Consider the following 14,165-nt stretch of genomic DNA (forward strand, 5'->3'; position numbering starts at 1 on the left):
TTTATAGTAACCTATAAAGCTATAAATTAAATGGTTAAAACCTATAAAATTAGAGTTTCCGGACAAGTTCAGGGTGTAGGTTTTCGGCCATATGTTTATATGTTGGCTATAAAATTCAATTTAAAAGGTACGGTTTCAAACAATGAATACGGAGTATTGATTTTTGCTTGTGGAGAACCGCAAAATATATCTGCCTTTTATAAAAAATTAATAAATTTTCCACCGCCAGCTTCCAACATTCAAAACAGTTTAATTGAAGAAATTGAAAGTCGAAAATTTGAAGGTTTTAAAATAATTCCTAGTGAAAAAGGCGGAAAATTAAACTTACCATTAACACCTGATTTTGCCATTTGTGATGACTGTAAAAATGAAATCAAAAATCCAAAGAACAAACGTTTCAATTATCCTTTCACAACGTGCGTAAATTGCGGCCCTAGATATGCAATTACAGAAAATTTTCCTTTTGAAAGAAGTAATACAAATATTGATGAATTTCCAATGTGTGTTGATTGTATGGAAGAATACACAAATCCAATCAATAGAAGATTTCATTCGCAAACAAATACGTGTTCAACCTGTGGAATTGATTTAGTTTTAATAAATGCTGAGGGAAAAACAGTTGAAACTTCAAAAGATACTATTTTTAATAGTGTTGCCTTTTTACTTTCTGAAGGAAATATTGTTGCTATTAAAAACACAAGTGGTTATTTACTCTGTTGCAATGCCGAAAATAAAAATGTTATTCAAAAGTTAAGAGAAAAAAAACATCGTCCAAAAAAACCGTTTGCAGTATTATTCCCGTCGCTGGAGAAACTTCAAAAAGAAGTTGAAATTAGCCAAAACGAAAAGGAATCACTTACTTCAACGGAAAGTCCAATTACTATAATTTCATCAAAAAACTACACTGGAAATTTAGCTTTAAATACAATTGCTCCAAACCTAAAACAACTTGGTGTAATGTTACCTTATACAGGTATTTTACAGTTATTGGCAAATGAATTAAGTTTTCCCATTGTTGCAACCAGCGGAAATATTCATGGATCACCAATTATTTGCGAAAATAATGAAGCATTTGAAAAATTAAAACAAGTAGCTGACTATTTTTTACAACATAATTTAAAAATTACACATCCACAAGATGATTCTTTAGTGAAATTGAGCGCAAAGTTTCAACAAAAAACTATGTTTAGGCGCTCACGAGGTTTTGCGCCAAATTATATGAATATTGATATTCAATCTGAAGAAAAAATATTGGCTATGGGCGCCGATTTAAAAAGTAGTTTTGCATATTATCCGAATAGTTTTTTATATATAAGTCAGTATATTGGGAATTTAGAAAATTTTGATGTTTACAATCGGTTTTCTTCGGAAGTAAACTCATTTATAAACATATTTGAACAACAACCAGAAGTTATTTTAGTGGATAAACATCCGTTGTATCAAAGTTCGCAATTTGGCAAAGAATTGGCTCAAAAAACGAATGCTAAAATTATTGAAATTCAACATCATAAAGCACATTTTGCAGCAATTTTAGGAGAACATCATTTATTTAAAGAAAAAGTATTAGGTGTTGTTTTTGATGGCACTGGTTTTGGTGATGATGCACAAATTTGGGGCGGAGAATTCTTTATTTATTCAAATAATTCTATTGACAGAATTGGACATATTGAAAACTTTAATTGGTTGTTAGGCGATAAAATGTCCAAAGAACCTCGTTTATCTTTGTTTTCGCTGGCTTCAGAAGAAATGAATGACGTTTTAGTACAAAAATTCACATCAACTGAATTAAAAAATTATAGTTATTTAAAGAAAAATAATCAACTTAAAACATCTTCGGTCGGGAGATTATTTGACGCCGTTGCTTCTTTATTAAATATTTCTGATTATAATTCCTACGAAGGTGAAGCCGCTATTTTATTGGAAAATTCAATTGACAATTATAATTTAAAAAACTGTAAAAACTATTTAAATTCAACGGATGTTATTTCTGCTAATAAAATAATTTCGGCAGTATATAAAGATATTCAACAAGAAAATTCAACAGCAAATATTATTGCTAATTTTTTATTTACGTTGGCAACTTCCATTTTAAAAATGGCTAAAAAACACCATTTTAAATATATTGCTTGCAGTGGAGGTGTTTTTCAAAACACAACTTTGGTAGATATGCTTTTAGAATTAGCTCCAAAAGAAATTAAATTGTATTTTCATAGAGAATTATCACCAAACGATGAAAATATTTCCTTTGGACAAATCATGTATTATTTGAAAATAAAATTAAAATAGATTTAAAAAATATAATTTACGTCAACCTGAACTTGTTTCAGGTTCTCATAATCATTGGTTGTAAGTTTGATGAGATTCTGAAATAAATTGAGAATGACCCTTTTTAAAACTTATTAAATGCCTTTATGATAGGTGCAAAAAAACATAGAAATGAAGTATTTAAGTGAATACAGAAATTTAGAAGAAACTAAGAAAATCTTAGATGAAATTCACAAAATTACAACGCGTGAGTGGAACATTATGGAGATTTGCGGAGGTCAAACGCATAGTTTAGTAAAAAACGGTATTTTAGAATTATTACCTGAAAAAGTGCGCATGATTCATGGCCCGGGTTGCCCCGTTTGTGTTACACCTTTAAACTTAATTGACAAAGCGATAGAGTTGTTAGAAAAAGGTGTAATTGTGTGTTCGTTTGGCGATATGATTCGTGTTCCGGGAAGTAAAAAAAGCTTATTAGAAGCCAAAGCGTTGGGTGGCGATTTACGCATTTTATATTCACCCATTGAAGCAGTTTCTATTGCAAAAGAAAATCCAGATAAGGAAGTTGTATTTTTCGCTGTTGGATTTGAAACTACTGCACCCGCAAATGCTTTATCGGTTTTACATGCTGAAAAAGAAGGAATTTCAAATTATTCAATTTTAGCATCTCATGTGTTGGTGCCGCCAGCAATGGAAGCTATTTTAGATGATAAATTCTGTACAATTGATGCTTTTTTAGGCGCAGGTCACGTTTGTGCAATTATGGGAACTAAAGAATATAATCCGTTAGTGGAGAAATATAAAATTCCAATTGTAGTAACTGGTTTTGAACCGTTGGATTTGGTTCAAGGTATTTATTTGGCTGTAAAACAGTTGGAAGCAGGAAAATACAAACTAGAAAATCAATATTCTCGCATTGTAAAAGAAGAGGGGAATATTGCAGCCATTAATGTTATTAATAAAATATTTGAAATTGGCAATAGAGAATGGCGCGGTATAGGTGAAATTCCAAATAGCGGATATGTTATTAAAGAAGCATATAGAAAATATGATGCTGAAGCAAAGTTTGATATCAGTAACATAAAGGTACCTGAAAATCCGAATTGTATTGCTGGCCAAATTTTAAGAGGAATTAAAAAGCCTCATGAATGTGAGCAATTTGGAAAAGCTTGCAAGCCAGCTAATCCGTTAGGCGCTCCAATGGTATCTTCGGAAGGAGCGTGCGCAGCATATTATCATTTTTCAAACAATTTATAATTAGTTAAAATGGATATAAATAATTTAGGATTTACAACAATTAATTTAGGACATGGAAGTGGTGGTGAGTTAACTAGAAAATTATTAGACAACCTTATATTTTCTGTTTTTAGCAATCCTTATTTAAATGAAAAACACGACGGTGCTATTGTTAAAATGGAAGGTAAAATGGCTATTTCTACAGATAGTTTTGTAATTACACCTATATTTTTTAAAGGTGGAAATATTGGAAGTTTAGCTGTTCACGGAACGGTAAATGATGTTGCCATGTGCGGTGCCATTCCAAAATATTTATCCTTGGCTTTTATTATTGAAGAAGGATTGGGTGTAGTTGAATTTTATAACATCATAAAATCGATTAAAAAAGCGGCTGATGAAAGTGGTGTTATTATTGTTACTGGCGATACAAAAGTTGTTGAAAAGGGAAAAGGCGATAAAATTTTTATAAATACCACAGGTTTTGGAGAAGTGCATCCAAAAGCAAGTATTTCAATGGACAACATTAATGTTGGTGATAGAATAATAGTCAACGGGTTTATTGCGCAACATGGAATGGCCATAATGAGTGAACGAAAAGGCTTAGAATTTGAATCGGATATTCAAAGCGATTCAACCAATTTAAACTATTTGGTAAAAGATTTATTAGATGCATTTGGCAATAAAATAAAATTATTTAGAGATCCAACTCGTGGAGGTTTGGGAACTGTTTTACATGAAATTGCCACTGATATTGAATTGGGTGTTTTTATAAAAGAAGTTCAAATTCCTATAGAAAAACAAGTTGCTGCTGCTTGTGAAATGTTAGGTTTAGATCCTATGTATGTTGCAAATGAAGGTGTGTTTATTGCTATCGTAGATCCAAGTGTAGAAAATGAAGTTTTAGCATTAATGAGAAATCATGAGAAAGGCAAAAACGCATCAATAATTGGTGAAATTACAGAAGAACATCCAAATAAAGTAGTTTTAAAAAGTTTAATAGGTGGAAAAAGAATTGTAAGTCCCTTAGTTGGTGAACAATTGCCTAGAATTTGTTAGTTAGCAAATATCCAATAAACACCAATTATTAAAGCAAATAAACCTCCAGCCAAGCGAATTCCTTTAAAAAAGGTTTCATTATGGTCTTGCTTGGAATAAGCAGCTACTTTTCCAATAACCATGGCAAAAGCCATCATGGCAATTAGTGTACCTATTCCAAAACCAATAATATATTTTACAGAATCTAATTTAGACGAAAAACCAATAACAGGTAAAAAAAGTAAAAAATGAGCAACTCCAGCAAGTCCATGTATAAAGCCAAAAGATAAAGAAGCTATATTTCCTTGCTTTAAATTTGGATGCGAATGCGTGTGTACTTTTTCAGAAGTATGCTTGTGTTGGTGCTCGTGTATTATTGGATTTCCATTACTATGAACATGAGTATGCTTGTGTTTTTTCTCTTCTTTAAAAATTTTAAAAAAAATCCACAAGCCTAATCCTACTAAAATAACTCCAACAAATTGTTCGCTATGTTCAGAAATTTTTTCAACCGGAATTAATTCTTTAAAAATTAAAAATAGAATTCCAATAAAAAGCATACCCGTTAAATGGCCAATTCCCCAGAATAATCCAACTTTCCATGCCTTCTTTTTACTTTCTATAGCAAATGGTGTTACGGCAGCTAAATGATCTGGCCCAGAAATTACGTGAAGTGCTGCTGCAATTATTCCTGCAAACAAGGGAAAAGTTAATTCCATAACTGTAAATTATAACGTAATAAATTTACAATTTATTTGTAATATTCAACTAGTTAGAGAAAATACTTTGAAAGGGATAAATAATTTTTTAAGTAATCTATTAAAATAAAAAAGCCGAAACAAATTGTTTCGGCTTTTAAAGTACAAGAGGCGGGACTTGAACCCGCACGGGCCTTACAGCCCACTGGATTTTAAGTCCAGCGTGTCTACCAATTCCACCACTCCTGCATTGGTACTTTATATTGTAGAGCGAAAGACGGGATTTGAACCCGCGACCCTCACCTTGGCAAGGTGATGCTCTACCCCTGAGCTACTTTCGCAGTCATTGTTTTAAAGAACATTCATTTAATCTCTTAAATGCGAGGGCAAATTTAAAACAATTCTCTTAATAGCAAAGACTTTTTTTAAATTTATTTCAATATTTTTTTTAATCCCCTTATTATAAGGTTGTAATTGTCCAATAAAAAAATATCTTTGCACATATTATAACTAAATAAATGCGATTATCTCCAAATTCTATACCTGTAAAAATGACTTTTTCTGCGGTTTTTAATGATTTTAAACAATTAACTAAAGTTGGTTTATCATTAAGTGTGGTATTTTCATCTTTGGCAGGTTATTTATTAGCCGTTGAAAAAATTGATTATTCAATATTAATTTTATTAGCCATTGGTGGTTATTTAATGGTTGGAGCATCTAATGCTTTCAATCAAATTATTGAAAAAGATACAGATGCTTTAATGAAACGTACCATGAACAGACCTTTACCTGCAGGAAGAATGCATGTTTCAATGGCGATGGTTATTGCGGTTTCATTTACCATTGTAGGTTTGGCTATATTATATAGTATTAACCCTAAAAGTGCTTTATTTGGAGCGATTTCAATTTTTTTATACACTAGTATTTACACACCTTTAAAAGCAGTTACGCCATTATCAGTTTTTGTAGGGGCAATTCCAGGAGCTATTCCTTTTATGCTAGGTTGGGTTGCGGCTACTAATGCTTTTTCCATTGAACCAGGAATGTTGTTTTTAATTCAATTTTTTTGGCAGTTCCCACATTTTTGGGCAATTGCTTGGTTACAATTTGATGAATACAAAAAAGCAGGCTTTAATTTAATGCCAATGGGACAGAAGAACAGAAAAGCTGTTGTTCAAATTATAATATATACAGTATGTTTAATACTAGTTTCTATAATTCCTGTTTTAAAAATCACTGGAAGTTTTTATATTTACCCTTTAACAGCTGTAATTTTGGTGCTTTTAGGCAGTACAATGCTCTATTATGCCATTAAACTATACAAACATCAAACTAATAAAGAAGCACGACAATTAATGCTTTCAAGCGTTTTATATATTACTTTAGTACAAATAATTTACGTTGTAGATAAATTTTTACATTAAAAAAATGGGACAAACTTTAGAACAAGAATACAAATCGGCCAGAAGAAAGTCTGCGAAACCAATGTTATGGGTTTCTATGATTAGTATGACAATGATGTTTGCTGGATTAACCAGCGCTTATGTAGTAAGTAGAAAAAGAAACGATTGGGTTTCTTTTGATTTACCTGAAGCATTTTACACCAGTACTGCACTTATTATTCTAAGTAGCATTACTTTTTTACTGGCTAAATTTTTCATTAAAAAAGACAATCGACAATTAACAACAGCATTTTTAATTGCTACACTTTTACTGGGTGCTGGATTTATATTTTTTCAATTTGAAGGTTTTAAAGAATTATTTAATGCAGGTTTTGTATTTGCAGGAGCGCAAAGCACGGTGAAATCTTCGTTTATTTATGGAATTACGCTGGCTCATATAGCGCATATTGCTGCCGGAATTGTTGTATTATTAGTGGTTATTTTTAATCATTTCAATAAAAAATATTCATCAAAAGATACCTTAGGATTAGAACTTGGAGCTATTTTCTGGCATTTTGTGGATATTCTATGGATTTACTTGTTTTTATTTTTCTATTTTATTAGATAAAAAAAATAATGTATTTTTGGCGCAACTATAACTAAAAAATCAAAACAAAACTTATATGGAAGCAACTATTGCTACTGATTCTACGGGTACTTCATGGGGTGGAGGAAACAATAATCCTTTAGGGGCAAGTTATGGTAAAATGATGATGTGGTTCTTCATTTTATCAGATGCACTGACCTTTTCAGCCTTTTTAGGCGCGTATGGTTTAATGCGTTTTAAATTTATTGAGAGCTGGCCAATTGCCGATGAAGTGTTTACGCACTTTCCATTTTTACACGGTGTTCACGCGCCAATGTATTACGTAGCATTAATGACCTTTGTTTTAATATTTTCATCAGTAACAATGGTATTAGCTGTTGATGCTGGTCATCAAATGAAAAAAGGAAAAGTTACTTTTTATATGTTACTTACTATTATTGGTGGTTTCATTTTCTTAGGATCACAAGCTTGGGAATGGAAAAATTTTATTGGAGGTTCTTACGGTGCGGTTGAATTGAATGATGGTAAAATTGTTCAATTTGTTGATGCTTCTGGCCATCAAATAGAGTTAGAGAAATTTGCAGTATCTTCTCATTCAGATAGAACACAATTAACAAGAGATAAAGGAGTTTGGTTTATGAATGAAAGCTCATTGCCACCATTTTCAGTTGAAGAAGTGATGGCTGGATTTAAAGCAAATCCAGATATTTCTATAAGATTAGAAAAAATTGATCCGGTAACAAAAACAAAAACTATTGTTCCACGTGCTGAAGCAATGACGTATTTAAACGAAACAAAAGCTGTGGTAAAAGGTGCTAACTTACAGGTGAATGAATACGGAAAACCATTATTTGCCGATTTCTTTTTCTTTATTACTGGGTTTCACGGTTTCCACGTTTTTTCAGGTGTAATTATCAATATTATCATTTTCTTTAATGTTATTATAGGAACTTATGAAAGAAGAGGCCATTACGAAATGGTTGAAAAAGTAGGATTATACTGGCACTTTGTAGATTTAGTTTGGGTATTTGTATTTACATTCTTCTACTTAGTTTAATTTATTAAAAAGACTTAAAAATGGGAACTCACACACAAGAACATACATCACACACAGGTTTAATTTGGAAAGTATTTGGAATACTTTCTGTTGTTACAATTGTTGAAGTTATTTTAGGTATTTTAAAACCTGCATCACTTCATTTAACAACAATTTTAGGCACTAGTCCATTAAATATAATATTCTTAGTTTTAACTTTAGTAAAAGCATATTACATTACTTGGTTCTTTATGCATATGGCAGATGAATCTAAAAGTTTAAGAAGAGCCGTTGTTTGGACAGCCGTTTTCTTAATTATTTATTTAGCTACGTTGTTACTTATTGAAGGTAGTTATATAAATGATGTTTTATCTCCTTTAGTAAAATGGAGTTATTAAAAATTAAAAAATAAATTGATGAAGGTGGTTTTTAACCACCTTTTTTTATTTTAACTTTGTGCTATGAAAAAATTCTGGGTACTTTTTAGTTTATTTATATTACCATTGGTTTTTTATATTTTCTTATCGAAAGGAATTTATAAATATTCCAACTTACCAATTTTAACTGAAAGTGTTATAGATGTTAAAACACTTGATAATGCAGTTAATATTTCATTTTCCAATCATCTTTCCATTGTTTGCTTTTTAGGAAATGACAGTAGTACAGGAAAAGGTAGTTTGTTTAACTTAAATCAAACCATTTATAAGCGTTATTACCAAAAACCTTATTTTCAAATAATTGCCATATTACCTGAAGGTTCTCAAGCATTATACAAAGAAGCAATAGAAGAACTTTCTGCTTTTACCAACATTAGCAAATGGCATTTTATATACTCCAATGCTACAACTATAAAAGCATTATTTGACAGTTTTAAAACTCCTTTCAATCTAAATGAAAATTTATATTCTGAAAACGCATATATAATTGATATGGATTTGCGTTTAAGAGGCAGAAAAGATGATGAAGATACAAAAGATGGGAAGTTGTACGGATATAATATGAAATCTATCTCCATTTTAAAAAATAAAATGAAAGATGATATTGCTATTATTTATTATCAGCTAAAAAAAACTGCTGAAAAAGAACAACGTAGAAAAAGAGAAATTTAAATACAATGAAAAAATATTCATACGTAGGAGTGGCGTTTATTATTTTAATTTTTGGAATTTATGCAGTTCCTAAAATTGTAGATAAATTTAAAACTCCAAAATTAATTACCATTTCAAAAGTTCCAAATTTTGAGTTTACAAATCAAGATGGGCAATTAATCTCAAATTCATTTTATGAAAACAAAGTATATGTTGTTGAATTCTTTTTTACAACGTGTCCAACTATTTGCCCGAAAATGAATGAGAATATGGTGAAAATTCAAAATGAATTTTACGGAAATTTAGATTTTGGAATTGCATCTTTCAGCATCAATCCAAAACACGATACTCCAGAAATTCTAAAACAATATGCCAAAGATCACGGTGCAACTTTAAAAAACTGGAACTTTTTAACAGGAGAGCAAGAAACAATTTATGAATTAGCAAATACTGGTTTTACATTATATGCTGGTGAAAACAGTGATGCTGAAGGTGGTTTTGAACATTCAGGAATGTTTGCCTTAGTAGATAAGCAAGGAAACATTAGATCTAGGCTAGACGAAAATGGAAATCCAATTGCTTTTTATGAAGGATTAGATCCTAAAGGAGTTCAAATGATAAAAGAAGATATTAAAATACTACTAAAAGAATAATGGAAAAAAATAGCACAAAATATAATAAATGGATTGTCATTTTATCAATTGCAATTCCATTGGTTGTAGCCATTTTATTTGGCGTTAAAATAGATGCGGAATTACCCGTGTTTTTACCACCAATTTATGCAACAATTAACGGATTAACATCATTGTTATTAATTGCTGCAGTTTGGGCTGTTAAAAATAAAAAAGTGAAATTACACGAAAAATTAATGAAAACAGCCATTGTTTTTTCGGTACTATTTTTAGTAATGTATGTTGCTTACCATATGACATCGGAATCTACTAAATATGGTGGTGAAGGAGTTTTAAAAACTATTTATTTCATCATTTTATTTTCTCATATTTTATTATCTATCGCTGTAATTCCTTTTGTATTAATTACGTTTGTTAGAGCCATAACAAATAATATTGAACTACATAAAAAAATTGCAAAATATACATTTCCATTGTGGTTATACGTAACAATAACTGGAGTTGTAGTATATTTAATGATATCTCCTTATTACGTACAATGAAAAAATTAACACTTTCTATTTTATTTTTTTTAAGCATTTATATTGCAAATGCACAATGCGCCATGTGTAAAGCTGTAGTAGAAAGTGGTGATGTTTCTCAGGCAGAAGGTTTAAACTCTGGTATTCTTTATTTAATGATTTTTCCATACATTTTAGTGGGAACATTATTATATTTTATCATTAAAAATAAAAGAAAAAAGAAAATTTAACATTTCTATAAGAGGGAAACAGTGTAACAAATAATAATTTTAGTCGTCATATAACAAATTAAACGTTTCTGAATACGTGTCTATTTTTCAATGTAAACTAAAATAGCTACATTTTTCAGGCATTGTTATTAAACAATTTAACCAAAACTCAACTAATTAATGAGAACAAAAATTCTTAGTCTTTTAGCTATTATGTTATTTGTAACTATAAATGCGCAGGACAAAAAATGGACATTGCAAGAATGCGTTGAATACGCAATAGACAATAATATTACAATTAAGCAAAACAAGCTAAATGTTGAAATTAGCCAAGAGAATTTAATTAGTGCTAAAGGAAATTTTTTACCTAATTTAAATGCTTCTACTAGTGGAAATTTAAATTTTGGTTCTGGTTTTGATCCCGTTTCTCAAGATAGAGTTTCAACAAGTACTTTTGGAGGTTCTTTTGGAATTAGCTCTGGAATTACAGTATTTAATGGTTACAGAAATTTAAACACTTACAAACAAGCACAATTAGGCGTTGAAACAAGTCAACTTGATTTAGAGAAAATTCAAGATGATATTTCTCTATATATTGTAAACACCTATTTAAACGTTTTATTTGCTAAAGAAAACTTAAGTGTTGCTAAAGTTCAATTTGAAATTAGCACCAAACAAATTGAAAATGCAAAAGCAAAATTTGAAGCTGGTGTAAAACCAAAAGGAGATTTATTAAACGCACAATCTACCGCTGCTGCAGATGAACAAGCTGTAATTTCATATGAAAATACGTTAAATTTAGCCTTGCTAGATTTAGCACAACTGCTGCAAATTAATCCAACTGGTTTTGATATAGAAACTATTGATATTGAATCCCCTTCAATTGCAATGTTGTATAATAATCCAGATGATGTTTATCAAAAAGCACTAACGAACAGACCAGAAATTAAAAAAGCAGAATTAGATATTGAATCTGCTGATTTATCTGTTGAAATTGCGAAAGCAGCTTTTTTACCATCTGTAAGTTTAGGTGCTAATATTGGAACTGGTTATGGATACAATCTTAAAAACAATTCTCATATTCCTTATTTTACCCAATTAGATGATAATTTAGGGTATGGTATTAATTTCAATGTAAATATTCCTATATTCAACAGAAACCAAACAAAATCGAATGTAAATAGACAAAAAATTAATCATGAGATTTCTAAATTTGGATTAGATAATCAAAAATTACAACTACAACAAACTATTCAAAAAGCATATTATGATGCAAAAGCTGCTGCAAAATCATTCCAATCAGCAGAAAAATCTTTAATTGCTCAAAAAGAATCATTTAAAAATGCGCAAGAAAGTTATAATATTGGCGCGATGACACAGTTTGATTTTGATTTAGTTAGAAATCGTTTAGTAAATGCGGAAGGAGCTATTATTAGAGCTAAATACGATTATATTTTTAAAACTAAAGTATTGAAATTCTATTACGGTGAATCTATTACACTTGACTAAGAATTATTAAAATAGTTTATAAAACATCCAACCCATAAAGTTGGATGTTTTGTTTTATACACAACTTATTAAGTATATTTGCCTTTTAAAAAAGATAGATTTTGGCATATATATTAAATATTGAAACTGCTACCAAAAACTGCTCGGTTGGTTTAGCAAAAGATGGCGAAATAGTAGCGCTTAAGGAATTAAATGAAGGTGGTTTTTCTCATGCTGAGAAATTACACGAATTTATTTCCGATGTTTTAAAAGAATGCAACATTACTTTTTCAGATTTAAAAGCCATTGCCGTTAGTAAAGGACCAGGATCCTATACAGGATTAAGAATTGGTGTTTCTGCTGCAAAAGGACTTTGTTTTGCGCTTGATATCCCTTTAATTTCGGTGAACACATTGCAATCTTTAGCAGAATCAATTTCAATTACTGAAGGATATAAAATACCAATGTTAGATGCGCGCCGAATGGAAGTTTATTCGGCAGTTTTTGATGAGAATAACCAACTTAAAGAAGCTGTTACTGCTACAATAATTACGGAAGATTCATTTAAAGAATTTTTAGAAAAAAACAACGTATACTTTTTTGGTGATGGAGCAGATAAATGCAAAGACATATTAGTACACCCAAGAGCTACATTTATGGACCATAAATTTCCTTCAGCAAAAGATATGGGCAAACTATCCTATGAAAAGTATAAAAAAAGCGACATTGAAAATGTCGCCTATTTTGAACCTTTTTATTTAAAAGATTTTGTGATTACCACTTCTAAAAAGTAGTTTATTTTCTAATTTCAACCATATGAGGATATGGAATTTCAATTCCTTCTTTATCTAAGGCTAATTTCACTTCTTCAGTAATTGCAAAGTAAACATTCCAGTAATTTTCTGGGGTTGACCATGGCCTCACCGCAAAATTTACAGAACTATCTGCCAATGCCGATACATTAACTGTTGGTGCTGGCTCTTGTAAAACATTTGGATTGCTTTTTAAAACGTTCATAAAAACTTCTTTTGCCTTTTTAATGTCTTCCCCATAGCCTATTCCAAAAGTTAAATCAACCCGTAATTTGCCTTCCTCCGTATAATTTTTAATATTTCCGTTAGATAATGTTCCGTTTGGAATAATTGCCAATTTATTTCCTGGGGTAATTATTTTAGTTACAAAAATTTGAATTTCCTTTACGGTACCAACCTCTCCTTGAGCTTCAATTACATCGCCAACTTTAAAAGGTTTAAAAATCATAATTAAAGCACCACCAGCAAAATTAGCTAAAGACCCTTGTAAAGCTAAACCAACAGCCAACCCTGCAGCTCCTAATATTGCAATAAATGATGTGGTTTCTACTCCAACTTGAGAAATAGCGGTTATAAAAATCAATACCTTTAGAGTCCAACCTAATAAGTCTCCTAAAAATTTTTGTAATGTTTCATCGATACCTTGCTTAGCCATTAACTTTTTAGAAATTCTAATTAATTTCTTAGAAAGCCAAAGACCAATAATTAAAATTAGTATTGCTACAACAACATTTACAGCATATTTTCCAATAAAAGTTAGAGCTAAATCTGTATATTTTTGATAATCCATAGTTATTTTTTATAAAATTAAAGTTATTATCCCAAGTATTGCTGGAATTCCTTGAACATAAAAAAGTTTTATATTCTTTGTTGTATAGGACCCATAAATTCCGGCAATAGTCACACATATTAGAAAAAAAAGCGATAATTCTTCAAAATTATTTTTATTAATTAATGCCCAAATTAATCCGGCCGCTAAAAAACCATTGTACAATCCTTGGTTTTTAGCCAATGTTTTGGATATTTTAGCTTCTTCTAATTTCATTCCAAATGCTTTCAGTCCTTTTGGTTTATCCCAATAAAACATTTCTAAAATCATAAAATAAATATGTTCAAAAGCAACTAGTGCCACAAAGAAAATTTGTAAATATTTCAT

Annotated in this window: 16 protein-coding genes and 2 tRNA genes; 13 read left to right on the forward strand and 5 right to left on the reverse strand. The window is 30.4% G+C overall.

The genetic code is table 11. The features are described 5' to 3' along the window. Positions 1-30 precede the first annotated feature (30 nt). From hypF to hypE, 3 genes are all read left to right on the forward strand, one after another. Entirely contained in the window at positions 31-2,286 is a 2,256-nt protein-coding gene (gene hypF / locus JEY78_RS03340) for a carbamoyltransferase HypF (protein ID WP_291846739.1), read from the forward strand. A gap of 150 nt (positions 2,287-2,436) precedes the next feature. Continuing rightward, the gene (gene hypD / locus JEY78_RS03345; RefSeq protein ID WP_291846741.1) at positions 2,437-3,522 is read left to right on the forward strand and encodes a hydrogenase formation protein HypD; all 1,086 of its coding nucleotides are present in this window, start codon (positions 2,437-2,439) and stop codon (positions 3,520-3,522) included. 9 nt (positions 3,523-3,531) lie between these two features. Beyond that, positions 3,532-4,557, forward strand: a complete 1,026-nt coding sequence (gene hypE, locus JEY78_RS03350; RefSeq protein WP_291846743.1) for a hydrogenase expression/formation protein HypE — start codon at positions 3,532-3,534, stop codon at positions 4,555-4,557. Here hypE and JEY78_RS03355 read toward each other — a convergent pair. The 3 genes from JEY78_RS03355 to JEY78_RS03365 all read right to left on the reverse strand — a co-directional run bounded on the left by JEY78_RS03355 (position 4,554) and on the right by JEY78_RS03365 (position 5,575). Next, positions 4,554-5,255, reverse strand: a complete 702-nt coding sequence (locus JEY78_RS03355; protein ID WP_291846744.1) for a sulfite exporter TauE/SafE family protein — start codon at positions 5,253-5,255, stop codon at positions 4,554-4,556. The two genes, hypE and JEY78_RS03355, sit on opposite strands and share 4 nt — an antisense overlap. Before the next feature lie 142 nt (positions 5,256-5,397). Next, positions 5,398-5,483: transfer RNA gene (locus JEY78_RS03360), tRNA-Leu, on the reverse strand. Between the two features lie 20 nt (positions 5,484-5,503). Further along, positions 5,504-5,575 (reverse strand) — tRNA-Gly (locus JEY78_RS03365). A gap of 177 nt (positions 5,576-5,752) precedes the next feature. Here JEY78_RS03365 and cyoE point away from each other — a divergent pair. From cyoE to tsaB, 10 genes are all read left to right on the forward strand, one after another. Then, the gene (gene cyoE / locus JEY78_RS03370) at positions 5,753-6,658 is read left to right on the forward strand and encodes a heme o synthase (RefSeq protein ID WP_291846746.1); all 906 of its coding nucleotides are present in this window, start codon (positions 5,753-5,755) and stop codon (positions 6,656-6,658) included. Positions 6,659-6,662: 4 nt separating this feature from the next. Continuing rightward, positions 6,663-7,244, forward strand: a complete 582-nt coding sequence (locus JEY78_RS03375) for a cytochrome c oxidase subunit 3 (RefSeq protein ID WP_291846748.1) — start codon at positions 6,663-6,665, stop codon at positions 7,242-7,244. Between the two features lie 55 nt (positions 7,245-7,299). Next, on the forward strand, positions 7,300-8,280 hold the full coding sequence (locus JEY78_RS03380) for a cytochrome c oxidase subunit 3 (protein WP_291846750.1): 981 nt from the start codon (positions 7,300-7,302) through the stop codon (positions 8,278-8,280). A gap of 20 nt (positions 8,281-8,300) precedes the next feature. Then, positions 8,301-8,657, forward strand: coding sequence for a cytochrome C oxidase subunit IV family protein (locus JEY78_RS03385; RefSeq protein WP_291846752.1), 357 nt, complete (start codon positions 8,301-8,303; stop codon positions 8,655-8,657). A 63-nt stretch (positions 8,658-8,720) separates the two neighbouring features. Continuing rightward, positions 8,721-9,368: a hypothetical protein gene (locus tag JEY78_RS03390; RefSeq protein ID WP_291846754.1), complete on the forward strand. Its 648-nt coding sequence runs from the start codon at positions 8,721-8,723 to the stop codon at positions 9,366-9,368. A gap of 5 nt (positions 9,369-9,373) precedes the next feature. Continuing rightward, on the forward strand, positions 9,374-10,000 hold the full coding sequence (locus JEY78_RS03395; protein WP_291846756.1) for an SCO family protein: 627 nt from the start codon (positions 9,374-9,376) through the stop codon (positions 9,998-10,000). Continuing rightward, the gene (locus JEY78_RS03400; protein ID WP_291846757.1) at positions 10,000-10,521 is read left to right on the forward strand and encodes a DUF420 domain-containing protein; all 522 of its coding nucleotides are present in this window, start codon (positions 10,000-10,002) and stop codon (positions 10,519-10,521) included. The genes JEY78_RS03395 and JEY78_RS03400 overlap by 1 nt, the downstream gene beginning before the upstream one ends. Continuing rightward, positions 10,518-10,730, forward strand: a complete 213-nt coding sequence (locus tag JEY78_RS03405; RefSeq protein ID WP_291846759.1) for a hypothetical protein — start codon at positions 10,518-10,520, stop codon at positions 10,728-10,730. The genes JEY78_RS03400 and JEY78_RS03405 overlap by 4 nt, the downstream gene beginning before the upstream one ends. Positions 10,731-10,889: 159 nt before the next feature. Then, on the forward strand, positions 10,890-12,218 hold the full coding sequence (locus tag JEY78_RS03410) for a TolC family protein (protein WP_291846760.1): 1,329 nt from the start codon (positions 10,890-10,892) through the stop codon (positions 12,216-12,218). Between the two features lie 101 nt (positions 12,219-12,319). Beyond that, positions 12,320-12,991 (forward strand): tRNA (adenosine(37)-N6)-threonylcarbamoyltransferase complex dimerization subunit type 1 TsaB, encoded by a 672-nt coding sequence (tsaB, locus tag JEY78_RS03415; protein WP_291846761.1) that lies wholly within the window; start codon positions 12,320-12,322, stop codon positions 12,989-12,991. A 1-nt stretch (position 12,992) separates the two neighbouring features. Here tsaB and JEY78_RS03420 read toward each other — a convergent pair whose 3' ends face one another. Further along, positions 12,993-13,799 (reverse strand): mechanosensitive ion channel domain-containing protein, encoded by an 807-nt coding sequence (locus tag JEY78_RS03420; RefSeq protein ID WP_291846762.1) that lies wholly within the window; start codon positions 13,797-13,799, stop codon positions 12,993-12,995. 9 nt (positions 13,800-13,808) lie between these two features. Beyond that, a complete protein-coding gene (locus JEY78_RS03425; protein ID WP_291846763.1) occupies positions 13,809-14,165 on the reverse strand; it encodes a DUF1304 domain-containing protein in 357 nt (118 codons plus the stop codon).

The organism is Lutibacter sp., assembly GCF_016342705.1.
Classification (GTDB): domain Bacteria; phylum Bacteroidota; class Bacteroidia; order Flavobacteriales; family Flavobacteriaceae; genus Lutibacter.

Excerpts from the sequence above, each read along its gene's own strand:
- hypF (WP_291846739.1), top strand. The coding sequence starts at position 31 with ATGGTTAAAACCTATAAAATTAGAGTTTCCGGACAAGTTCAGGGTGTA.
- hypD (WP_291846741.1), top strand. The coding sequence starts at position 2,437 with ATGAAGTATTTAAGTGAATACAGAAATTTAGAAGAAACTAAGAAAATC.
- hypE (WP_291846743.1), top strand. The coding sequence starts at position 3,532 with ATGGATATAAATAATTTAGGATTTACAACAATTAATTTAGGACATGGA.
- JEY78_RS03355 (WP_291846744.1), bottom strand. The coding sequence starts at position 5,255 with ATGGAATTAACTTTTCCCTTGTTTGCAGGAATAATTGCAGCAGCACTT.
- cyoE (WP_291846746.1), top strand. The coding sequence starts at position 5,753 with ATGCGATTATCTCCAAATTCTATACCTGTAAAAATGACTTTTTCTGCG.
- JEY78_RS03375 (WP_291846748.1), top strand. The coding sequence starts at position 6,663 with ATGGGACAAACTTTAGAACAAGAATACAAATCGGCCAGAAGAAAGTCT.
- JEY78_RS03380 (WP_291846750.1), top strand. The coding sequence starts at position 7,300 with ATGGAAGCAACTATTGCTACTGATTCTACGGGTACTTCATGGGGTGGA.
- JEY78_RS03385 (WP_291846752.1), top strand. The coding sequence starts at position 8,301 with ATGGGAACTCACACACAAGAACATACATCACACACAGGTTTAATTTGG.
- JEY78_RS03390 (WP_291846754.1), top strand. The coding sequence starts at position 8,721 with ATGAAAAAATTCTGGGTACTTTTTAGTTTATTTATATTACCATTGGTT.
- JEY78_RS03395 (WP_291846756.1), top strand. The coding sequence starts at position 9,374 with ATGAAAAAATATTCATACGTAGGAGTGGCGTTTATTATTTTAATTTTT.
- JEY78_RS03400 (WP_291846757.1), top strand. The coding sequence starts at position 10,000 with ATGGAAAAAAATAGCACAAAATATAATAAATGGATTGTCATTTTATCA.
- JEY78_RS03405 (WP_291846759.1), top strand. The coding sequence starts at position 10,518 with ATGAAAAAATTAACACTTTCTATTTTATTTTTTTTAAGCATTTATATT.
- JEY78_RS03410 (WP_291846760.1), top strand. The coding sequence starts at position 10,890 with ATGAGAACAAAAATTCTTAGTCTTTTAGCTATTATGTTATTTGTAACT.
- JEY78_RS03420 (WP_291846762.1), bottom strand. The coding sequence starts at position 13,799 with ATGGATTATCAAAAATATACAGATTTAGCTCTAACTTTTATTGGAAAA.
- JEY78_RS03425 (WP_291846763.1), bottom strand. The coding sequence starts at position 14,165 with ATGAAATATTTACAAATTTTCTTTGTGGCACTAGTTGCTTTTGAACAT.